The sequence below is a fragment of the Kitasatospora sp. NPDC051164 genome (genome assembly GCF_044455625.1).
In the GTDB taxonomy this organism is placed as follows: Bacteria; Actinomycetota; Actinomycetes; order Streptomycetales; family Streptomycetaceae; genus Kitasatospora.
On sequence record NZ_JBITFB010000003.1, the window covers coordinates 229,841 to 251,636 of the forward strand.

Annotated in this window: 16 protein-coding genes, 1 pseudogene and 1 riboswitch; of the genes and pseudogenes, 13 read left to right on the forward strand and 4 right to left on the reverse strand. The window is 71.2% G+C overall.

Features of this window, described 5'->3' with window-relative positions; translation table 11 throughout:
• Positions 1-30: 30 nt before the first annotated feature.
• Complete coding sequence (locus ACIBEC_RS06005) at positions 31-1,314, reverse strand: extracellular solute-binding protein (protein ID WP_360505712.1); 1,284 nt, start codon at positions 1,312-1,314, stop codon at positions 31-33.
• 337 nt (positions 1,315-1,651) lie between these two features.
• Here ACIBEC_RS06005 and ACIBEC_RS06010 point away from each other — a divergent pair, with 337 nt between their 5' ends.
• From ACIBEC_RS06010 to ACIBEC_RS06025, 4 genes are all read left to right on the forward strand, one after another.
• Positions 1,652-2,443, forward strand: coding sequence for a GntR family transcriptional regulator (locus ACIBEC_RS06010; protein ID WP_360505710.1), 792 nt, complete (start codon positions 1,652-1,654; stop codon positions 2,441-2,443).
• Between the two features lie 389 nt (positions 2,444-2,832).
• Entirely contained in the window at positions 2,833-3,096 is a 264-nt protein-coding gene (locus ACIBEC_RS06015) for a DUF3311 domain-containing protein (RefSeq protein ID WP_360505707.1), read from the forward strand.
• Positions 3,093-4,703, forward strand: coding sequence for a monocarboxylate uptake permease MctP (gene mctP / locus ACIBEC_RS06020; RefSeq protein ID WP_360505705.1), 1,611 nt, complete (start codon positions 3,093-3,095; stop codon positions 4,701-4,703). Before ACIBEC_RS06015 ends, mctP begins: the two co-directional genes overlap by 4 nt.
• A 154-nt stretch (positions 4,704-4,857) precedes the next feature.
• Positions 4,858-5,700 (forward strand): histidine phosphatase family protein, encoded by an 843-nt coding sequence (locus ACIBEC_RS06025; protein WP_360505702.1) that lies wholly within the window; start codon positions 4,858-4,860, stop codon positions 5,698-5,700.
• 7 nt (positions 5,701-5,707) lie between these two features.
• Here the strand turns inward: ACIBEC_RS06025 and ACIBEC_RS06030 are convergent, their stop codons facing one another.
• Positions 5,708-6,700, reverse strand: a complete 993-nt coding sequence (locus tag ACIBEC_RS06030) for a helix-turn-helix domain-containing protein (RefSeq protein ID WP_360505699.1) — start codon at positions 6,698-6,700, stop codon at positions 5,708-5,710.
• Between the two features lie 399 nt (positions 6,701-7,099).
• Here ACIBEC_RS06030 and ACIBEC_RS06035 point away from each other — a divergent pair, with 399 nt between their 5' ends.
• The 8 genes and pseudogenes from ACIBEC_RS06035 to ACIBEC_RS06070 all read left to right on the forward strand — a co-directional run bounded on the left by ACIBEC_RS06035 (position 7,100) and on the right by ACIBEC_RS06070 (position 17,649).
• Positions 7,100-7,594, forward strand: a complete 495-nt coding sequence (locus tag ACIBEC_RS06035) for an N-acetyltransferase (protein ID WP_360505696.1) — start codon at positions 7,100-7,102, stop codon at positions 7,592-7,594.
• Between the two features lie 74 nt (positions 7,595-7,668).
• Positions 7,669-7,767: pseudogene (locus tag ACIBEC_RS06040) on the forward strand (DUF2510 domain-containing protein); the annotation flags it as partial.
• Positions 7,768-7,791: 24 nt separating this feature from the next.
• Positions 7,792-8,799, forward strand: a complete 1,008-nt coding sequence (locus ACIBEC_RS06045) for a hypothetical protein (RefSeq protein WP_360505777.1) — start codon at positions 7,792-7,794, stop codon at positions 8,797-8,799.
• Between the two features lie 252 nt (positions 8,800-9,051).
• The gene (locus tag ACIBEC_RS06050) at positions 9,052-11,079 is read left to right on the forward strand and encodes a glycosyltransferase family 2 protein (protein ID WP_360505693.1); all 2,028 of its coding nucleotides are present in this window, start codon (positions 9,052-9,054) and stop codon (positions 11,077-11,079) included.
• Positions 11,079-12,395, forward strand: coding sequence for a glycosyl hydrolase (locus tag ACIBEC_RS06055; RefSeq protein ID WP_360505691.1), 1,317 nt, complete (start codon positions 11,079-11,081; stop codon positions 12,393-12,395). Before ACIBEC_RS06050 ends, ACIBEC_RS06055 begins: the two co-directional genes overlap by 1 nt.
• A 95-nt stretch (positions 12,396-12,490) precedes the next feature.
• On the forward strand, positions 12,491-13,828 hold the full coding sequence (locus ACIBEC_RS06060; protein WP_360505688.1) for a ricin-type beta-trefoil lectin domain protein: 1,338 nt from the start codon (positions 12,491-12,493) through the stop codon (positions 13,826-13,828).
• Between the two features lie 65 nt (positions 13,829-13,893).
• Positions 13,894-14,037, forward strand: a riboswitch (cobalamin riboswitch).
• Between the two features lie 190 nt (positions 14,038-14,227).
• Positions 14,228-16,633: a ribonucleoside-diphosphate reductase subunit alpha gene (locus ACIBEC_RS06065; protein WP_360505771.1), complete on the forward strand. Its 2,406-nt coding sequence runs from the start codon at positions 14,228-14,230 to the stop codon at positions 16,631-16,633.
• On the forward strand, positions 16,633-17,649 hold the full coding sequence (locus tag ACIBEC_RS06070) for a ribonucleotide-diphosphate reductase subunit beta (protein WP_360505685.1): 1,017 nt from the start codon (positions 16,633-16,635) through the stop codon (positions 17,647-17,649). The genes ACIBEC_RS06065 and ACIBEC_RS06070 overlap by 1 nt, the downstream gene beginning before the upstream one ends.
• 63 nt (positions 17,650-17,712) lie before the next feature.
• Here the strand turns inward: ACIBEC_RS06070 and ACIBEC_RS06075 are convergent, their stop codons facing one another.
• A complete protein-coding gene (locus tag ACIBEC_RS06075) occupies positions 17,713-17,784 on the reverse strand; it encodes a hypothetical protein (RefSeq protein WP_396287772.1) in 72 nt (23 codons plus the stop codon).
• 340 nt (positions 17,785-18,124) lie between these two features.
• Between ACIBEC_RS06075 and ACIBEC_RS06080 the strand changes: the two genes are divergently transcribed.
• Positions 18,125-19,183 (forward strand): ferritin-like protein, encoded by a 1,059-nt coding sequence (locus tag ACIBEC_RS06080; RefSeq protein WP_360505682.1) that lies wholly within the window; start codon positions 18,125-18,127, stop codon positions 19,181-19,183.
• A gap of 67 nt (positions 19,184-19,250) precedes the next feature.
• Here ACIBEC_RS06080 and ACIBEC_RS06085 read toward each other — a convergent pair whose 3' ends face one another.
• Positions 19,251-21,767: an FtsX-like permease family protein gene (locus ACIBEC_RS06085; RefSeq protein ID WP_360505679.1), complete on the reverse strand. Its 2,517-nt coding sequence runs from the start codon at positions 21,765-21,767 to the stop codon at positions 19,251-19,253.
• Positions 21,768-21,796: the final 29 nt, after the last annotated feature.

The window sequence follows — 21,796 nt, forward strand, 5'->3', positions numbered from 1 at the left end:
GGGGACCGGTGAGCGACGCCGCTCAAGTGCTTAGTTCTTCTCGTTGAGCCGCTTGGCGATCTCGTCGTCGTACTTCTTGGCGGTGGCCGCGTAGTCGCCGCCCTGCAGGGCCGCGGTCAGGAAGTCCTTGATCGGGTTCGGCTTGTTCTCGACGCTGGCCCAGTTCGGGGTGTTCGGGGTGATCCCGCCGACCGCGGCGGCCGTCTGGGCGGCCTTCGCGAAGTCGCCGGTGAGCTGGCTGTTCAGCGCGGCCTTGTTCGGGATGTTGCCGGACGCGGCGACCAGGCCCTCGTTCTTGTCGTTGAGGGCGATCTTCAGGAAGTCCTTCGCCATGTCGGTGTTCTTGCTCTGCGCGGCGATCGCGAGGTTCGAACCGCCGAGGAAGACGCCGGAGGGCTTGTCGGCGGTCTTGCCGGGGAGCGGGAAGAAGCCGATCTTGTCCTTCGGCAGGTCCTTCTCGGCCGGCAGCTCCCAGCCGAGGGCGATCATGGTGCCGACGTTGCCCTTGGCGAAGACGTCCTTCTGCTGCGGGGTGGCCTCGTCCTTGTCCTTCGGACCGGTGGCCGAGTAGCCCTGCAGCTTCTTGTACGTCTCGAAGGCCTTCTGGGCCTCGGGGGACGACAGGCCGCCGACCCACTTGTCGCCGTCCTTCTTGGCGATCTTGCCGCCCTCACCGGTGAGCAGGCCGAAGTAGGTGTACCACTCCTGGCCCGGCAGGTAGATCGGGTCGACGACGCCGTCGGTGGCCTTCAGCTTGTCCAGGTCGGCGTAGAACTCGTCCAGGGTCGTCGGGGCGGCGGTCAGGCCGGCCTTGGTCCACAGGTCCTTGTTGTAGGCGACCACGCGGTTGGAGACCCACCACGGGGCGGCGTACTGCTTGCCGTCCAGGATCGCGGCCTCGTTCTGGTTGGCGGCCCAGCCGTCGCCGCCCAGCCCGGCCTTGTCCTTGGTGATGTCGAGCAGGCCCCCGGTGGAGGCGTAGCCGGCGGTCTGGGTGTTGCCGATCTCCAGGACGTCGACCGAGCCCTCGGACAGCGCCGCGGTGACCTTCGGGCCGATGTCGGTCCACTCCTGGGTCTGGAAGTCGACCTTCGAGCCCGGGTAGGTGGTCTCGAACTCGGTCTTGACCGCGTCGGTCCAGCCCTTGGGGGCCGAGCCGGTCATCGTCCACACCTTGAGCGTCTTGCCCTTGTACTTGTCGGCGGCCGAGGACGACGACGAGCTGCTGTCGTTCTTCTTGCCGTCCGAGCCACAAGCCGCGAGACCGACGACCATTGCTGCGACGCCGACCGCCGCGATGAGCTGACGCTTCACGCCATCCTCCTGAGGGATGCCTGGGTTACCCCCGTCGGGTGGCAGCGGCAGACCCACACAAAGCAGGGGAAATGGCGCCGCGGGCCCCGTCGAACGGGTGGGGGGATTCGTAGTGACCGGCCTAGTGGTGTAGACCAGATGCCTGGAGCTTGGCCTAGACCAATGGGCGTGTCAACGGCTGTTCGACCGATCCCGACCACCCGTTATCAAGCCGACACCGCACATCGTTCATCGCGTGATGAGGTATTCGTTCCGTAGCCATACATGCAACGATGTGACCCGTTAACGATGTGGCGGGGTCTGTGAAGGCCCTGCGAGAAGCGGGAGAACAGGTCCGATGAGCAGCGACGGGGGAACCACCGCCCAGGCCGACGACCCCGAGGTGAAGAACCTCCCGACGCAGACCGGCACCGACCCGACCGCGCGCGTCCCCAAGTACTACGGACTCAAGCGCCACCTCCTCCAGCTCACCGAGACCCAGCCGGCCGGCACCCCGGTCCCGCCCGAGCGCGCGCTGGCCGCCCAGTTCGACACCTCGCGCACCACCGTCCGCCAGGCCCTGCAGGAACTGGTCGTCGAAGGCCGGCTGGAGCGCATCCAGGGCAAGGGCACCTTCGTCGCCAAGCCCAAGGTCGCCCAGGCTCTGCAGCTCACCTCCTACACCGAGGACATGCGGGCCCAGGGGCTGGAACCCACCTCCCGGCTGATCGAGATCGGCTACATCACCGCCGACGACCGGCTCGCCCCGCTGCTCGACATCAAGCCCGGCGGCCGCGTCCTGCGGATCGAGCGGCTGCGCCTGGCCAATGGCGACCCGATGGCCATCGAGGTCGCCCACCTGTCCGCCAAGCGCTTCCCCGCCCTGCGGCGCAACCTCGCCAAGCACAACTCGCTGTACGCGGCGCTGCGCGAGGTCTACGGGGTCACCGTGGCCGAGGCCGAGGAGACCATCGAGACCACCCTGGCCGACCCGCGCGAGGCCGGGCTGCTCGGCTCCGACCTCGGCCTGCCGATGCTGCAGCTGTCCCGGCACTCCTTCGACGCCGAGGGCAACCCGGTCGAGTGGGTCCGCTCCATCTACCGGGGCGACCGCTACAAGTTCATCACCCGTCTGAAGCGTCCGGAGTAGGCGTTTCGGAGCCGGCATCCGAAGTAGGCGTTTCGGAGCAGGCGTGCAGAGCAGGCGCACTCCCCTCTCGCACCACGGGCACCGGCGCGCGCGACCCGCGCGCCGGTGCCTTCTGCATTCCGTGACAGTGCTTTTCGCGTTCCGTACGGGTGCTTTTCCGGGGGCCCGACGGCCGCATGGGTCCGGATGGCGGGAAGTTGCGCCAATCCCGGTGACATGGATCACCCCATGCTCTAGATTGCGCAGCCAATACTGACTGCCGATCACCGATGGTGCTGCTCGGCGGGCTCGCGGGGGCAGGGACGCCACCCGGGCTGCGGCGCCGACGGGGACAACCCTCCGGAGCGGAGCCGAAGTTGCCGTCTGATCCCGATACCTTCGAAGATGTCATGCCCGAGCCAGCCGGGGCACCCGTCCCGGCGGTGACCCCCGAGCGGGTGCTGGCCGGTCTCGCCCTGCTCGTGCCGATCGTGGCGATGCTGTGGGTGTCCTCCTACAACAAGCCCGACCCCGCGGTGGCCGGGGTGCCGTTCTTCTACTGGTACCAGCTGCTCTGGGTGCCGGCGTCGGCCGTCTTCACCGTGGCCGCCTACCTGCTGATCAACCGGGACGAGAAGGCCCGCAAGGCGGCCCGGAAGGGCGGTGCGCGATGAAGGACGTCAACGTGCCGGCCCTCGTGGTCTTCGTGCTGTTCTTCGCCCTGGTCACCGTGATGGGCTTCCTCGCCTCGCGCTGGCGCCGCGCGGGCGACGCGGCGCACCTGGACGAGTGGGGCCTGGGCGGGCGCAGCTTCGGGACCTGGGTGACCTGGTTCCTGCTCGGCGGCGACCTCTACACCGCGTACACCTTCGTCGCCGTCCCGGCCGCGGTGTACGCGAGCGGCTCGGCCGGCTTCTTCGCGGTGCCGTACACGATCATCGCCTACCCGCTGGTCTTCCTCTTCCTGCCCCGGCTCTGGTCGGTCTCCCGGGTGCACGGCTACGTGACCCCGGCCGACTTCGTGCGCGGCCGCTACGGCTCGCGGCCGCTGTCGCTGGTGGTCGCGCTGACCGGGATCCTGGCCACCATGCCGTACATCGCCCTGCAGCTCGTCGGCATCCAGGCGGTGCTGGACGTGCTGGGGGTCGGCGGCGGGGAGAACGCCAACTGGTTCGTCAAGGACCTGCCGCTGTTCATCGCCTTCGGCGTGCTGGCCGCCTACACCTACTCCTCCGGCCTGCGCGCCCCGGCGCTGATCGCCTTCGTCAAGGACGCCCTGGTCTACATCGTGATCATCGTCGCGGTGATCTACATCCCGATCCGGCTGGGCGGCTACGGGCACATCTTCGACGCGGCCGCGCAGCACTTCAAGGAGGCCAAGGCCGGGTCGATGACCGTCCCGGACAACAAGCAGTGGACGTACGCCACGCTGGGCCTCGGCTCGGCGATGGCGCTGTTCATGTACCCGCACTCGGTGACCGGGGTGCTCGCCTCCAAGTCCCGCAACACCGTGCGCCGCAACATGGCGATCATGCCCGCGTACTCGCTGATGCTGGGCCTGCTCGCGCTGCTCGGCTTCATGGCGATCGCGGCGGGCGTGGGCAAGGGCGTCAAGGGCTACAACGCCCAGCTCTCGGTGCCGCAGCTGTTCGCGAACATGTTCCCGGACTGGTTCACCGGCGTGGCCTTCGCCGCGATCGGCATCGGCGCGCTGGTGCCGGCCGCCATCATGTCCATCGCGGCGGCCAACCTGTTCACCCGCAACGTCTACAAGGACTGGTTGAAGCCCTCCGCCACCCCCTCCGACGAGACCCGGGTCGCCAAGCTGGTCTCGCTGCTGGTGAAGGTCGGCGCGCTGGTCTTCGTGCTTGGCATGGACAAGCAGGCCGCGATCAACCTCCAGCTGCTGGGCGGCCTGTGGATCCTGCAGACCTTCGTCGCCATCGTCGGCGGCCTGTTCACCCGCTGGTTCCACCACTGGGCGCTGTTCGCCGGCTGGGCGGCCGGCATGGTCTACGGCACCTGGAAGGCGTACGGGATCGCCAGCCCGGCGACCAAGCACTTCGGCGGCAACTCGGCGGAGATCCCCGGCATCGGCGAGATCGGCTACATCGGTCTGACCGCCTTCGCGCTGAACCTGGTCGTCGCGGTGGCGCTCACCCTGGTGCTGCGGGCCGTCAAGGCACCCGAGGGCCCGGACGAGACCAGGCCGTCCGACTACAGCGCCGAAGCCGGCGACGACGAGCTGAAGAGCGCGCCGGAGCCCGTAGCGGCGCACTGATTCGCGCGGTACGCGCCCTGTGATCGCGCCGCCTTCTCCGTCAACACTGGAGAAGGCGGCGCGATCATATGTATGAACAGGCGTGCACGCCGGGCACCACCAGACCGGACCGGCAACCGGCCGGAACCTGATCGACCACGGGGAGCTCGCGGCCATGGCAGAACTCGGTACCACCCTCAACGGCCAGCACCAGTCCACCCAGAACCCGTCCGCCCAGCACCAGCCCCAGAACCAGCACCAGCACGCCGGCGCCCAGAGCCACCACGTCACCGCCCACCGCCCGGCGACGGCCACCCGGCTGCCGTCCGTGCTGATCGCCACCCGGCACGGCGAGTCCACCGCCAACGTCGAGTTCCAGCTGGCCGAGGCCACCGGTGCGCTCAGCGTTCCGATCAGCTGCCGCGACGCCGACATCCCGCTGTCCCTGCACGGGCGGCAGCAGGCCCAGGCGCTCGGCCACTGGTGGGCCGCCCTGCCCAGCGCCGACCGCCCCCGCAGCGTCTGGTGCTCGCCGTACGTGCGCACCGCCGAGACCGCGAGAATCGCGCTCGCCCAGGCCGCCGGACTCGGCGCCGTCCCGGTCACGCTGGCCGTCCGCTACGACGAGCGACTGCGCGACCGCGAACTCGGCATCCTCGAGATGCTGCCGAAGGCCGCCATCGAGGCCAAGCACCCTGAGGAGGCGGCCCGGCGGCGCAAGATGGGCGAGCTGTACTACCGCCCGCCCGGCGGCGAGTCCTGGGCCGACGTCGCGCTGCGGGTGCGCAGCCTGCTGCGGGACGTCTGCGAGGAGGAGGCCGGCCGGCCCGTCCTGCTGGTCGCGCACGACTGCACGGTGCTGATGCTCCGCTACGCGCTGGACCGGCTCACCGAGGAGCAGCTCACCGCGCTCGGGCCGGTGCACAACTGCTCCACCAGCCTCTGGCGGGCCCAGGACGGGCGGCTGCGGCCGGACCGCTGGAACACCGTCGACCACCTGACGGTGGAAGCCGGCTGACGCACGGTCACTTCATGGCCGGGTCGGCGAAGCAGCGGCGGTAGGCCAGCGGCGTGGTGCCCAGCCGGCGGCCGAAGTGGTGCCGCAGGGTGGCCGCGTTGCCGAAGCCGCAGCGGGCGGCGATCGCGTCCACCGGCTCGGTGGTGGACTCCAGCAGCCGCTGGGCGAACAGCACCCGTTGCCCGACCAGCCAGCGGTGCGGGGTGGTTCCGGTCTCCTGCTGGAAGCGGCGGGCGAAGGTGCGCGGCGACATGTGCGCCCGGACGGCCAGCTGTTCGACGGTGGCCTCCGAGTCGAGGTGGTGGCGCATCCAGTCGAGCAGCGGGGCCAGCGAGTCGCCGTCGCATTCCGGCAGCGGGCGGTTCACGAACTGGGCCTGCCCGCCCTCCCGGTGCGGCGCCACCACCATCCGGCGGGCGATCTCCCGGGCCACCTCGGCACCCTGCACCTTGCGTACCAGGTGCAGGCAGGCGTCGATACCGGCCGCCGTCCCGGCGGAGGTGATCACCGGGTCGTCGTCCACGTACAGCACGTCCGGCTCGACGGCGGTCAGCGGGAAGCGCGCCGCCAGGTCCTCGCTGTGCCGCCAGTGGGTGGCGCAGCGGCGGCCGTCCAGCAGCCCGGCGGCGCCCAGCACGAAGGCGCCGCTGCAGATGGAGAGCACCCGGCCACCGTCCGCCACCACCCCGCGCAGCGCCTCCAGCAGCGGCTCTGGGTAGGTGGGGCGGATCCTCGCCGCGGTGACCACCGCGAGGTCGGCCCCGGCCAGCCGCTCGGGGCCGTACGGGACGTCCACGGCGAAGCCGGCATGGGTGGCGTGCGGCCCGGGGCGGGCGCCGGCGAGCGCGAAGTCGTAGCCGGGCAGCCCGTCGTCGGTGCGGTCGAGGCCGAAGACCTCGCAGGCCACCCCGAGTTCGAAGGGGTGGATCTCCTCCAGCACCACCGCGACCACGTTCTTCAGCGTTCCGTCGCTCCTCGGCGCGCCGTCGTTCTTCAGCATGCCGTCCAGGATGCCCGGTCCGTCCGTCACGGCGGAAGACGCCGACTGGCAGGATTTCGAGGCAATCGGTCATTCCTGCCACTCGTGGGCGCCGTCCCGCCCGACCAGAGTGGAGGCCATGGACAGCGACACCCTTGCCGGCGCACTCGCTCTGGCCGGAATCGTCGGCGGCTTCGGCCTGCTCGGCGTCCTGATCGGCCGAGAAGTCTCCCGCGGCCCGGCGGCCCGCCGCGACAACTACCACCGCCCGGGCGGCTACCCGGCCGACCCCGCCCGCCCCGAGCGGCTGTACGGCACCATGCCCGCCGCCTCCCTGCGCCCCTCCGCCGATCCGGCCACCCTCCCGGTCCGTTCGACCCCGGAGCTTTCCACCCCGCACGGCTCCGGCACACTGGCCGCATGGACTACCTCATCCGCCCGGCCCTCCCGGAGGACCTCGAAGACGCCGGCCGCATCACCGTCGAGGCCTTCGTCGGCGGCGGCTTCACCTCGCCCGGGAGCGGCTACGTCGAGCTGCTGCGCGACGCCGACCGCAGGGCCCGGGAGGCCGAGCTCCTGGTCGCGGTCGACCCGGCCGCAGGGCGGGTCCTCGGCTGCGTGACCTTCGCGGTCGGCGGCACCGAGTGGGCGGACATCGCCACCCCGCGCGAGGGCGAGATCAGGATGCTCGCCACCGACACCGCCGCCCGCGGCCGCGGCGTCGGCGAGGCCCTGGTGCGCGCCTCCCTCGCCCGCAGCCGCGAACTCGGCCTGGCCGGCATGGCGTTCTCCACCCGCCCGGAGATGACCGCCGCCCACCGCGTCTACGAGCGGGTCGGCTTCCGGCGCACCCCCGAGCGGGACTGGGCGCCGTACCCGGGGATGGACCTGATGGTCTACACCTTGGCGTTCTGAGGCGGCGTCGACTGGTACGCCCAGCCCATGACTTGAAATGACCATCCGATCGGCTCGCTGCTAGTATCCGCCGCATGACGACGGGGAGTCCGCCTAGCGGCTGGTACGAGGACCCTTCCGGGCAGCCCAATACGCTGCGCTGGTGGGATGGTTCGACCTGGACCGACAAGGTTCAGGCCAAGCCGGGAGGCGGCGGCATGCCCGCGAGCCCGTTCCCCGGCCATGCCGTCCAGAACGCTGCCGCGCCGACGGCCGTCAGCCCGGCGGTGCAGGTTCCGCCGGCGCCCACGGCGCCGGCCGCTCCGACGCTGGCCACCCTGCCGACCCAGACCTCGGGACCGGGCCAGACGTCCGGACCGGGCCAGACCCCGGGACCGGCCCAGGCCCCCGGGCCGGCGCCGCAGCAGCCCGGCCTGCCGACCCCCGGCCTGCCGACGCCCAAGCCGATCCCCACCTCGGTGGTGTTCGAGACCGTCGAGCCGAAGAACACCAAGCGCCGGGTGCTCGTGGCCGTCGGCGCCGTGGTGCTGTCGGTCGTGATGGCGGGCGGCGGCTACCTCCTGGGCCACAAGACCGCGAAGCCCGGCTCGGCGAAGGCCGATTCGACCGCGGCCGCGACCCCCACCGGTGACCCCAAGAGCCCGAACGGCTTCATGGGCACCGCCCTGACCGGCGGCCAGCAGCTCCCCGGCGGGCGGCAGATCACCGGCCAGGACTCGAAGATGAACTTCATGCTGCCGCAGGACTGGCAGGTCCAGGTCGACGCCAAGGCCCCGAACGAGGTCCGCTACGCGGTCAACCCGTACGCCTGCGTGGGCCACGGCAACGGGGCCTGCACCCGCGGCGTGGTCGTCCAGAACCTCCGGGTGTTCAACGGCGGCTGGTCCGACCCGAAGTCCCTGGTGCTCGGCATGGGCCAGCTGCTCTACAACACCCGTTACGGCTCGGACGCGCCGACGCCGCCGGACCCGGTGAAGCAGTCGGCCGTCAAGATCCAGGGCATGGACGGCTACCTCGCGCTGTGGCACGTCCCGATGTCCAGTGCCTCGTCCACGCCGGACAGCTACTGCGGCGTCCTCGAGGTCACGCCGGCGGCCGGGGCGACCACCGTCCCGGTGCTCCAGATCTGCCTGGACCAGGCGGCGGAGGCTCCGCCGCTGGCGCTGATGGACCAGATCGCGAACTCCGTCAAGATCACGCCCTGACGCTCGTCCCTCCCGTAGGCCCCGCCCTTCCGCAGGGCCTACGGGAGCCTTGGCATTCCCGGCCCCGGCAGAGCGCGCTCGGCCACGGCCCGTATGCTGACCGCTTGAACGACAATCAGCCAAGCCCATGAGTGACGCCGCCACGCCGTACGACCGTCGACCCGACGGCCCGGTGTCGGACGTCGACGGGCGGTGACCGAGCAGGGAACCAGCGGCTCCGGTACGACCGGGCGGCTGTACGGGGGTTGACCGGTGGACTCCACCAACGAACACACGGCGACGCAGGGCAACCGGGCGCGCGGACGCCACGGGCGCGTCCTGCCCCGGGCCCGGAACGAACGCCGCATCGTCCGCAGGGAGCTGCGCAACAGCGCCGCCCAGCGCGCCTACGTGGCGTGCGCCGAGACCGCCGGCCCGCTGACCCCCGGCGAGGACGGCGCCGCCGTCCGTTACCGCTCGGTCTCCTCGCGCGGCGTCAAGTTCGTCATGACCGTCCTGGTGGCGGTCAACGCTCTGGCCGGCCTCGTCTTCGTCGGCTGGCTGCTCCTTCCCGAGCACATCCCCGGCTCCCACGTCGGCTGGTCCCCGGACTGGCGGATCAACCTGGCGCGTATCTGCTTCTGTTCCGTTATTACGGTGGAAGTGATCCGGCTGGTTCAGAACCTCGCCGTCTGGGTCTTCGCGTTCCGCGCCAAGGACCCGGTGCCGGTCACTCCGCCGCCCGGGCTGCGGGTCGCGGTGCTGACCACGATCGTGCCCTCCAAGGAGCCGATCGAGATCGTCGAGCGGACCCTCGCCGCCATGCTGCGGATCGAGTACGACGGCCGGGTCGACGTCTGGATCCTCGACGAGGGCAACGACGACCGGGTCAAGGAGATGGCCGCCCGGCTCGGCGTCCACCACTTCAGCCGCAAGGGACGTCCCGAGTACAACCAGGCCGAGGGCGAGTTCCGGGCCAAGACCAAGTCCGGCAACCACAACTCCTGGCGCGCCGAGCACGAGCACGGCTACGACGTGGTGGCCCAGATGGACCCGGACCACGTCCCGCTGCCCTGCTTCCTGGAGCGCACCCTCGGATACTTCCGCGACCCCGACGTCGCCTTCGTGGTCGCCCCCCAGGTGTACGGCAACATGTACGACAACTGGGTCGCCCACGGCGCCTCCGTGCAGCAGTACCTGTTCTCCGGCCTGGTCGAGCGCGGCGGCAACGGCATGGACGCGCCGCTGCTGATCGGCACCAACCACCTGTACCGGCCGGTCGCCTGGCAACAGATCGGCGGCTACCAGGACTCGATCATCGAGGACCACCTCACCAGCATGCGGGTCCAGGCCTCCGTCAACCCGGAGACCGACCGGCACTGGAAGGGCGTCTACACCCCCGACGTGCTCGCCGTCGGCGAGGGCCCGACCTCCTGGACCGACTACTTCAACCAGCAGAAGCGCTGGGCGTACGGCATCTGGGAGATCCTGCTCAAGAGCCGGCTGCGCTCCGGCATCAAGCTGCGCCTGCGCCAGCGGGTGCTCTACGGCCTGGTCCAGTTCTACTACCCGAGCGTGGCGATCAACACCGTCCTCGGCAGCCTCGCCACCTCCGTCTACCTGGCCCTCGGCGTCACCTCCATCCACCTCAACAGCACCCACTGGATGGCCCTGTGGGGTGCCAGCATGGGCAGCTGGTTCGTGCTGTGGCTGTGGCTGCGCCGCTTCAACCTGGCCGCGCACGAGCGGCGCGAGATCGGCGTGGCCGGCATGGGGCTGGCCATGTTCGCCGGCCCGGTCTACGTCGCCGCCGCGATCGCGGCGCTGCTGCGCCGCCCGCTCGCCTACGCCGTCACCGCCAAGGGCGACCTGCGCAGCGCCGAGTCGCTGTCGACCTTCCGGCTGCACCTGCTGTGGGCGGCGGTCGCGGGCGGGCTGCTCGGCGCGAGCTTCACGCTCCACCACGACATCTGGATCCTGCGGTTCTGGGCCGGCGTCAGCCTGTTCACCGGTCTCGCGCCGCTGGTGATCTCCTTCGTCAGCGGACGCCGCGAGGCCCGGGCCCAGCGGGCCGCCGCGGCCAGGGCCGCCGAGGCGCCCGCCGCCGACCGGCTGCCCGGTCACCTGCCCTCCCAGCGGACCGAACCGCCACGCACCGGGGCAGCCGTCGGAGAAAACGTCGAGGACGCCTTCGGAGAAGCCGTCGAGGAACCCGTCGAAGGAGCCCTCGCCGAGGACGAGTTCGAGGAGCTGCTGGAGCCTGCCCGGGCCGGCTCCCGGACCGAGCGGAGGAGCCGCTGATGCTGCGGATCACCGTCCCCCGGATCGCCGCCCTGGTCGCCCTGGCCCTGATGGTCGGGTACACCTTCGTCCTGGCGCCCCGGCTCTCCCGTGCGCACGACCTGGACCCGTACACCTTCGCCGGCGCCGCCCCGACGGCGATGCCGAGCTGGCTGACCACCGCCCTGGCCGCGTCACCGACCGCCACCCCCGCGACGGCCGGCCAGAGCCCGACGGCGGCCGCGACGCCCACCACACCGCCCCCGCCGCCGCAGTTCCCGCCGGCCGGCGGCGCGTTCACCGGCATCATGACCAAGCCCGGCCCCTACGACCTCGGCCCGCTCGACGAGTTCACCGCGGCCGTCAAGCACCAGCCGAACGTGCTGGAGTTCTCGGTCGGCTGGTGGGACCGGAAGTTCGACCGCCGGGTCTTCGACACCGTCGCCGAACGCGGCATCATGCCCATGGTCGCCTGGGAGCCCTGGGACTACCGCAAGGAAGCCAAGGAGGACAAGCTCCGCGGCGAGCAGCCGGAGTACTCCCTCTCCAACATCATCGACGGCAGGTTCGACGACTACATCAAGACCTGGGCCGACGGCATCAAGGGCCTCGGCTACCCCGTCGCCCTGCGCTTCGCCCACGAGATGAACGGCTACTGGTACCCCTGGGCCGAGCAGTCCAACGGCAACAAGAAGGGCCAGTACGTCCAGGCCTGGCGGCACGTCCACGACATCTTCAAGCAGGCCGGCGCCACCCGGGTCACCTGGGTGTGGAGCCCCAACGTCGACTACGAGAACGCCACCAGCCTGAACACGCTCTACCCCGGCGACGACTACGTCGACTGGGTCGGCCTGTCCGGCTACTACGGCACCACCGGCGTCGAGAAGTACAAGTCGTTCGACCAGATCTTCCAGCCGACCATCGAGCAGATCCGAGCGTTCAGCCACAAGCCCGTGGTGATCACCGAGACCGGGGCCACCGACACCTCGGGGCTGAAGGCACAGTGGATCACCGAGATGTTCTCGCAGCTCGCACAGCACCCCGACATCATCGGCGTGATCTGGTACGAGGCGAGGAAGGAGGTCGACTGGCGGGTGGCCGCGTCCCCCGCCGCCGCCCAGGCGTTCGCCGCCGGGGTCTCCGCGCCGCGCTACAACACGCCCTGGACCGTCCACTCCGAGCCGGCCCTGACCGTCACGGCGCCGGCCCCGACACCCGCCCCTTCCCCCGACGCGCCGACCTCCCCCAGCCCGTCGGCCACCACCCAGAAGCCTCCGGTCAAGAAGCCGACCTCGCCCGCGACCAAGCCCCGGTCGAGTTCCACGCCCGCCGGGTGAGCACGACCCCGCCCCGGCCCGCGTACCGGCCTACGACACCACCGCCCCGGCCCGCGCACCGGCCGCAGACACCGCAGCAGGGAGGCGAGAGCCCCATGACCCACCCCGTCGTGCCCGGAACCGGGCGCCGCGGCCTGCGCCCGTGGTGGTGGCTCGCGCCGACCATCGCGATCGTCCTGGCCCTGTGCGCGGTGCTGATCCCGCACGACTCGCGGGACCCGCAGGCGCCCGTCCGGGCGACCACGGCCGTCACCCCGCTGCCGGCCGCGACCGCCGGCGAGATCTGCTCCACCGGGCAGAACCGCTACCCGTCCCAGGCCGTCGACTCCGGCCGCTACCTGATCAACCCGAACGAGTGGAACGCCACCGGCGGCCTCTGCATCAGCAGCAGCGGCGCCGGCACCGACTTCCGGGTGACCCGCAGCGGGATCAGCCCCGCCAGCCTCACGGACCCGGACCGCGGCCCCGGCGCCTACCCGCACATCAGCACCCAGCTCCAGCCCGGCACCGGCCCGCTGCCCATCCCGGTGGACAACCTGCGGTACGCGACCAGCAGTTGGCAGACCACCCAGGTCGACGGCGGCGTCTACAACGTCTCGTACGACGTCTGGTACAGCAACAGCCGGACCAGCTGCTCCTTCACCGAGAGCGCCGAGCTGATGATCTGGCTGCGCGGCAACGGCAAGACCCCGTTCGGCCAGCGGACCGGCGACCTGCAGGTCGGCGGCACCTCCTACCGCGTGTACGAGGCCCCGAAGAAGAGCAGCCACACCCTGATCACCTACGAGATGGCCACCGGCACGACCTCCGTCACCGACCTGGACCTGCGGGCCTTCACCCGCGACGCCATCCAGCGCGGCTACGTCCCGGCCGGCTCGTACCTGTGCGCCGTCCAGGCCGGGTTCGAGATCTGGGACGGCGGCGCCGGCCTCGGCAGCGACTCGTTCTCGTTCCAGGCCGCCGCCGGACAGCCGAGCGGCGCGATCACCTCGGCCCTGCCCGGTCTCTGTCTGGACAGCCGGGTGGCGGGCGATCCGGCCGCGGTCGGCGCCGCCACCTGCGACGGCTCGCCGGCCCAGACCTGGACGATGGGGGACAACGGCTCGATCGGGCAGAACGGGCGCTGCGTCGAGGACCCGGGCCTCGGTTTCCCCGTCCTCACCGGCTGCACCTCGCGGCCCGACCAGCGCTGGCGGGTGACCCCCACGGGACAGCTCGCCAACCAGGACACGGGGCGCTGCGTCGAGAATCCGGGTGCTGCCGGGAGTGCGGGTCCGAGCGCTGCCGGCAGTGCCGGTCCGAGTGCCTCCTCGAGCGGGACTGCGAGCGCCTCCGCGGGCGCCTCTGCGAGCGCCTCCGCGGGCGGGACCACCCAGGTGCGGATGCGCCCGTGCGATGCCCGTACGGGCCAGGGATGGCACCCTCCAGCCTGAGCAGATTATCGCACGAGGAGTCGAACAGTCGTGCCCCGCGACACTACATGTGGGGCTGCATCGGACTCGCGCCACTAGATGTATGCTCATCCCTGCTGTCGATGCAGGGGAACCCGGTGGGAATCCGGGACTGCCCCGCAGCGGTGAGCGAGCGGCTCCAAGAGCTCTGCCCGCGAGTCCGATGACCTGCCGACAGCGTGCGCCACGGCCCTCCCGCAGAGGCCGCGCCAGCACCAGCAGTACCTTCCGGGCCTCGCGGGCGGGCCGGGGATGCCACCGTCGCGCGGACGCCGCTTGCGCCCGCGCGCGTGCTCCCCTGCCCCGATCGCCCGGTACTCCGATCACCGCCGACGATCGCCGCCAGGAGAGAGCGCCTTGACCACCGCTGCCTCAGCCACCCTGCCCGCCCAGGGCTCCGGTACCGCCTTCACCGACCCGAAGGTCTCCGACCCCGGCGGCGCCCTGCTGCGGCTGCTCACCGACCGCAGCGTCGACCTCACCGAGGTCGACCCCGGCCATGTCGCCGCCGCCGCGCTGCGCGGCCGCCACGCCGGCTCGGACTTCGCCGAGCTGCGCGGGCTGGCCGTGGACGCCGCCGCGTCGATGATCGCCGAGGACCCCCAGTACTCGAAGCTCGCCGCCCGCCTGCTCGCCCTGGAGATCGTCGACGAGGCGAACAGCCAGGGCTCCACGTCCTTCTCCGCCTCGATCACCGTCGGCCACGCCGAGGGCCTGATCGGCGACACCACCGCGGAGTTCGTCGCCAAGCACGCCGCCGCCCTGGACGCGCTGATCGACACCAAGGGCGACGACCGCTTCGAGTACTTCGGCCTGCGCACCGTGCAGTCCCGCTACCTGCTGCGCCACCCGATCACCCGCAAGGTGATCGAGACCCCGCAGCACTTCCTGCTCCGCGTCGCCTGTGGCCTGGCGGTCGGCGACAACGAGCAGTCCGTGCGCGAAGTCGCCGAGCTGTACGGCCTGATGAGCCGCCTGGAGTACCTGACCTCCTCGCCGACGCTCTTCAACTCCGGCACCCGCCACCCGCAGATGTCGAGCTGCTACCTGCTCGACTCCCCGCTGGACAACCTGGACTCGATCTACAACCGCTACGCGCAGATCGCCCGCCTGTCCAAGCACGCCGGCGGCATCGGCCTGTCCTACTCGCGCATCCGCTCGCGCGGCAGCCTGATCCGCGGCACCAACGGCAAGTCCAACGGCATCGTGCCGTTCCTGCGCACCCTCGACTCCTCCGTCGCCGCCGTCAACCAGGGCGGCCGTCGCAAGGGCGCCGCCTGCGTCTACCTGGAGACCTGGCACGCCGACATCGAGGAGTTCCTCGAGCTGCGCGACAACACCGGCGAAGAGGCCCGCCGCACCCACAACCTCAACCTGGCGCACTGGATCCCGGACGAGTTCATGCGCCGGGTCAACGCCAACGCGGACTGGTCGCTGTTCTCCCCGGCCGACGTGCCCGAGCTGGTCGACCTGTGGGGCGCCGACTTCGACGAGGCGTACCGCAAGGCCGAGCTGGCCGGCAAGGCCGTGCGCACCATCCCCGCGCAGACCCTGTACGCCCGCATGATGCGCACCCTCGCGCAGACCGGCAACGGCTGGATGACCTTCAAGGACGCCTCCAACCGCGCCGCCAACCAGACCGCGCTGCCGGGCCGCACGGTGCACTCCTCCAACCTGTGCACCGAGATCCTGGAGGTCACGGACGACTCCGAGACCGCCGTCTGCAACCTCGGCTCGGTCAACCTCGGCGCCCACGTGGCCGCCGGGGCGTCCGCCGACGACCTGCTGGGCGCCATGGACTGGGAGCGGCTCGACGCCACCGTGCGCACCGCCGTCACCTTCCTCGACCGCGTCGTGGACATCAACTTCTACCCGACCACCGAGGCCGGCACCTCCAACTCCCGCTGGCGGCCCGTGGGCCTCGGCGTGATGGGCCTCCAGGACGTCTTCTTCAAGCTGCGGCTCGACTTCGACTCCGCCGAGGCCGCCCGGCTGTCCACGCTCATCGCCGAGCGCATCATGCTCACCGCCTACGAGCGCTCCGCCGACCTGGCCGAGCAGCTCGGCCGCCACGAGGCGTACGGCGAGACCCGCGCCGCCCGCGGCGAACTGCACATCGACCACTTCCCGACGGCCGCCCCGCAGTGGGCCGACCGCTGGACCGCACTGCGCGCCCGCATCGCCGAGACCGGCCTGCGCAACTCGCTGCTGCTGGCCATCGCGCCGACCGCGACCATCGCATCCATCGCCGGCGTGTACGAGTGCATCGAGCCGCAGGTGTCCAACCTGTTCAAGCGCGAGACGCTCAGCGGCGAGTTCCTCCAGGTCAACCCGTACCTGGTGCGCGAGCTCAAGGAGCTCGGCGTCTGGGACCAGCAGACCCGCGACGCGCTGCGCGACGCCAACGGCTCCGTGCAGGAGCTGAACTGGCTGCCCGCCGAGGTGCGGTCGCTGTACCGCACCGCGTGGGAGCTGCCGCAGCGCGCGCTGATCGACCTGGCCGCGGCCCGCATGCCGTACCTGGACCAGAGCCAGTCGCTGAACCTGTTCATGGCGGCGCCGACCATCGGCAAGCTCAGCTCGATGTACGCCTACGCGTGGAAGGTCGGTCTCAAGACCACCTACTACCTGCGTTCGCGCCCGGCCACCCGCATCGCCCAGGCCGCGTCGGGTACCGCCCGCGCCGCCGCGCCGGTGCCCGTGAACACTCCGACCCTCACGCCGGAGGAAGAGGCCGCGCTGGCCTGCTCCCTGGAGAACCCCGAGTCCTGCGAGGCCTGCCAGTAATGTCCGACGACCGCGAGAAGATGCTGCTCGACCCCGGCTTCGAGCTGACCCTGCGCCCGATGCGCTACCCGTCGTTCTACGACCGGTACCGGGACGCGATCAAGAACACCTGGACGGTCGAGGAGGTGGACCTGCACTCCGACGTCGCCGACCTCGCCAAGCTCAGCGAGGGTGAGCGGCACATGATCGGCCGGCTGGTCGCCTTCTTCGCGACCGGTGACTCGATCGTCGCGAACAACGTCGTGCTGAGCCTCTACAAGCACATCAACTCCCCGGAGGCGCGGCTCTACCTGAGCCGTCAGCTGTTCGAGGAGGCCGTGCACGTCCAGTTCTACCTGACGCTGCTGGACACCTACCTTCCGGACCCGGAGGACCGCAACGCGGCCTTCGCCGCGGTGGAGAACATCCCCTCCATCCACCAGAAGGCCCAGTTCTGCTTCAAGTACATGAACGCGGTCGACCACATCGACTCGCTGCAGACCAAGGAGGACCGCCGCGCGTTCCTCCTGAACCTGATCTGCTTCGCGGCGTGCGTCGAGGGCCTGTTCTTCTACGGCGCGTTCGCCTACGTGTACTGGTTCCGGTCGCGCGGTCTGCTGCACGGCCTGGCCACCGGCACCAACTGGGTGTTCCGCGACGAGTCCATGCACATGGACTTCGCGTTCTCCGTGGTGGACACCGTCCGCGAGGAGGAGCCCGACCTCTTCGACGACGAGATGGCCAAGCAGGTCACCGAGATGCTGGAGGAGGCCGTCGAGGCCGAGCTCCAGTTCGCCCAGGACCTGTGCGGTGACGGCCTGCCCGGCATGAACACCGCCTCGATGCGCGAGTACCTCCAGGCCGTCGCCGACCAGCGCCTCGCCCGCCTCGGCATGCCGATCCGGTACGGGTCGACCAACCCGTTCGGCTTCATGGAGCTCCAGAACGTCCAGGAGCTGACCAACTTCTTCGAGCGCCGGGTGTCGGCGTACCAGGTGGCCGTTGAAGGATCGGTCTCCTTCGACGACGACTTCTAGAAGAGCCGGATACGACAGAGGTGCCCCGCACGGCCACAGCCCGTGCGGGGCACCTCTGTCGTATCAGTCGGTAGAAAACTCGCCGGACTTGACCCCGGCGAGGAAGGAGGACCACGCGTCGGCCGGGAAGAGCAGAGCCGGCCCGTCAGGTCCTTGGAGTCACGAACCGGTACGACACTGCTGAAGGAGTGGGCTTCCCGCCATCGGGAAGCGCCTCAGGGTCTGGGCCGGTAGCCGTCGCTCGACGAGCACCCATGCCGGCCGGGCCTTGGTGGAGCAGGAAGTCGGCCGGTCCGACTTCCTACTCCACAACGAAGATGCGCGCACCGGTCGACGCACCACGGCAGTGCTATCGGCGTTGCTCCACCCGTCCGGCTGAACTCCCGTGGCCACACCGGCACCGCACGCACACGTACCGCCCACCTCCGGTTACGGTCCGGCGCACAGCCGTACGACGAGACGAGAGGGGCCCACGGTGACGACGACCGGAATCCTGGACTACGAGAGCGACGCGATCGTCCAGCTGATGAACATCGCGGAGAAGGACTGGACGGAGCAGGAGCTCAAGGACGCGTTGCAGCGGGCGATCATGCTGGAGCTGTCCACCATCCCGCCCTACGCCACCGCGCTCTGGTCGATCACCAGCCAGGACAGCACCCAACCCGTCCGCAACACCATCCGGGAGATCATCTTCGATGAGATGTCGCACTTCGGCCTGGTCTGCAACATGCTCACCAGCATCGGCGGCACCGTCGTCCTCACCGACCCCGCCACCGTCCCGAAGTACCCGGGCGAGCTGCCCGGCGGGGTCAACCCGGGGCTGGTCGTCTCCCTCAGCGGGCTGACGCGGGAGTCGGCGGGCCTCTTCTCCGACATCGAGAAGCCCGAGAACCCCCTCGCCTTCGCCGCCGACGGCAACACCATCGGCGCCTTCTACCAGCGGATCGCCGACGTCTTCCCCAACTTCGCCCACCTGCTCACCGGTCAGAACCAGGTGACCTTCCCGCTCTCGAGCCACGGCGCCGGCAACGACATCGTCCCGATGAACACCATCGACGACGTCCTGAAGGCGATCCACATCATCCAGACCCAGGGCGAGGGCACCACGGCATCCCCGGACAACCCCTTCCCGGGCGCCCCGGGCGAACTCGCCCACTACTACGCGTTCAAGGAGATCGCCGTCGGCAAGAAGCTGGTCAAGAACCCCACCACGGGGAGGTTCGAGTTCACCGGCCCCGACGTCCCGCTCCCGGACACCGCCCCCGTCGCCCGTGTCCCCGAGGGCGGCTGGGCCAACGACCCCGCCAACACGCCCGACCAGGCCACCGCCACCGCGCTGCACGACTTCAACACGACCTACAGCGACATGCTCCGCGCCCTCTGCTCCGCCTGGAGCGGCAACCCGAACTCGCTCTTCGACGCGATCGGGCACATGGGCGATCTGGGCGACGCCGCACGGACGATCAACGCCATCAAGCTCCCCTCGGACCCCCACCTCGTCTACGGTCCGGAGTGGCTCTTCGTCGCCAACTGACCGGACCCGTGCCCCCGCCCGCCCGGCACGGAACGCCGGGCGGGCGGGGGCAGGGCAAGCGGACAGGTCACGCCTCCGCGACGGCCTCCAGCGGGCTCAGGGCCGCCGCCCGCCGGGCCGGGACGGCCGCCGCGACCGCGCCGAGCGCGAGCGATCCCAGGCAGACGAGGGCCAGCGTCCCCCAGGGCAGCGCCAGCGCGTACTGCTCCATCGCACCGCCCGCCAGCGCCCCGACCGCCCAGGCGCCGAACAGCCCGCCGGCCAGGCCGAGCAGGGTGCCGAACGCGGCGACCGTCACGGCCTCCAGACGGATCATCCGACGGACGCCGGCCCGATCCATGCCGATGGCCCGCAGGACACCGATCTCCCGCGTCCGTTCGGTGACGGACATCGCCAGCGTGTTGACGATCCCGAGCGCGGCGATCACGACGCCGATCGCGAGCAGCCCGTACATCAGCGTCAGCAGGTCGCTCATCGTCCCCGCCGCCTCGCGCACCAGCGCGGCCCGGTCCTGCACCTTGAGCAGCGGGTTGTTGCCCACCGCCGTCCGCAGCCCGTTCTCCGTCGCGCCTTCGCCGCGCACCAGGACCCGCTGGACGGTGCCGGGCCTGTAGCTGTCGCGCTGCACCTCGTCGCGGGTGCCCAGCACATCGTGGGCGGTGGGGTTGTCCCGGTAGACGCCCACCACGGTGTAGTGCGCGAACTCCTCGCTCCGCCCGATGCGCGCGTCGACCTGCCCGCCCGTGCTCACCCCGGTCTCCCGGGCGACGCTGCTGGAGACGGCGATCCGGCCGGGCCCGAGGTCCTTCGTCGAGCCGCTCACGAAGTCGAGGTTCATCACCTGGTCGAGGGCCGCCGGGTCGACGCCGGAGATCTCCCGGACGCGACCGCCCACGACCGCCGTGGAGTCCGCGACCGCGCTGACGCTCCGCACTCCCGGGACGCCGGCCACCCGCTGCACGGCGGCCGGGTCGATGCCGGTCATGGTGTTGCCGGTGCTGATCACGTAGTCGGCGCCGAGCCCGTCCGCGACCTGCCGGTCCAGGGCCTGCCCGGTCGAGTTGCCGATGGTGGCGAGCCCGCTGACCAGCGCGGTGCTGATGAGCAGTGTGGCGGCGGTCGCCGCCGTGCGCCTCGGGTCGCGCAGCGCGTTCTGCTGGGCCAGGAGGCCGGGGGTGCCCCACCGGCGGATCACACGCCCGGTCACCCGGATCACGGGGGCGGCGAGGGCCGGCGCCAGCACGATCAGGGCGACGACGAGGACGCCGCAGCCGAGCATCGCACGGCGCAGGTTCTCCTCCGAGGCGTCCTTCGCCGAGCCCGCGAGCGAGACCAGCAGACCGACGCCGAGCAGCAGCAGGACCGCCCCGGCGATCGGACGCAGCCACGAGCGCCCACCGGGCTGCGCGGCGGAGCGTAGCGCCTCGATCGGTGCGATCCGCGCCGCCCGGCGCGACGGCAGCCAGGCGGCCAGCACCGTCACCCCGACGCCTACGAACAGCGCCGCCGCCACCGGTCGGGGCCCGATCACCAGTGGGCCCTCCGGCAGCCGGTTCCCGTCGCCGCTCAGCAGCCGGGGCAGCACGGACGCGATGCCGAGTCCGCCGATGAATCCGATCATCGACGCGGCGAGCCCGACCAGCACGGCCTCGGCCAGCAGGGAGCGGACCACCTGGCGGCGGGTGGCGCCGACCGCCCGCAGCAGCGCGAGCTCCCGGGTGCGCCGGGCGACGAGCATGGTGAAGGTGTTGACCACGAGGAACGAGCCGATGAACAGGGACACGCCCGCGAAGACCATCGGCATCTTCTGGTAGCCCCGGGTCAACACCCCGACGTAGAGGGCCTGTTGGTCGGCCTGCGCCTGTCCGGTGGTGGTCTCGGCGCGGTCCGCCGGGAGCATCCCGGCGATCCGCTGCGCCAGCTCGTACGGCCCGGTACCCGGGGCCGCCGAGACGTCGATGCCGGTGTAGTGGCCGGGGGTCGCGAACAGCCGCTGTGCGGTGGCCCGGTCGAAGAGGGTGAGCGTGCCGCCCGCGGTGACCCGGGTGTCCCGGGTCGTGACGATGCCGACCAGCCGCGCCGTGAGGGCGGGGCCGTCCGTCGCGAGCGTGACCGTGTCCCCCAGGTGGAGGCGGCCCGCGGCGGCGGTGCCCCGGTCCACGGCGATCTCCTCGGCGGCGGCGGGGGCGTGCCCCTCGACCAGGGGGTACCGCCCCTGGTCGTACGCGGCCGCGAGGTTCGTCCCCGGCCTGACCCGCAGCGGTGTGCCGTCGGCCGCGTTCAGGACGGCGCTCCCGTCGGCGGACGGCCGGACCGCCGCGACCCCGGGCACGTCGGCGAGGCGGCGCGCGAGCGCGTCCGTCAGCACGCTCGGCTGGTCGGGCGCGGCGGGGGACTCCTTCGCGGTGACGGTGACCGCGATGTCGGCGAAGTTCCTGGTGGCGGCGGCCCGGTGGGCGGCGGCGGTGGAGTCCGCGAAGACGAGGGTGCCGGAGACGAAGGCGACGCCGAGGCAGACCGCGAGGACGGTCATCAGCAGACGGGCCTTGTGCGCCAGTACGTTGCGCAGGGCTGTGGTCAGCATGAGCAGCTTTCGGAGGTGTCGGGAGGAGA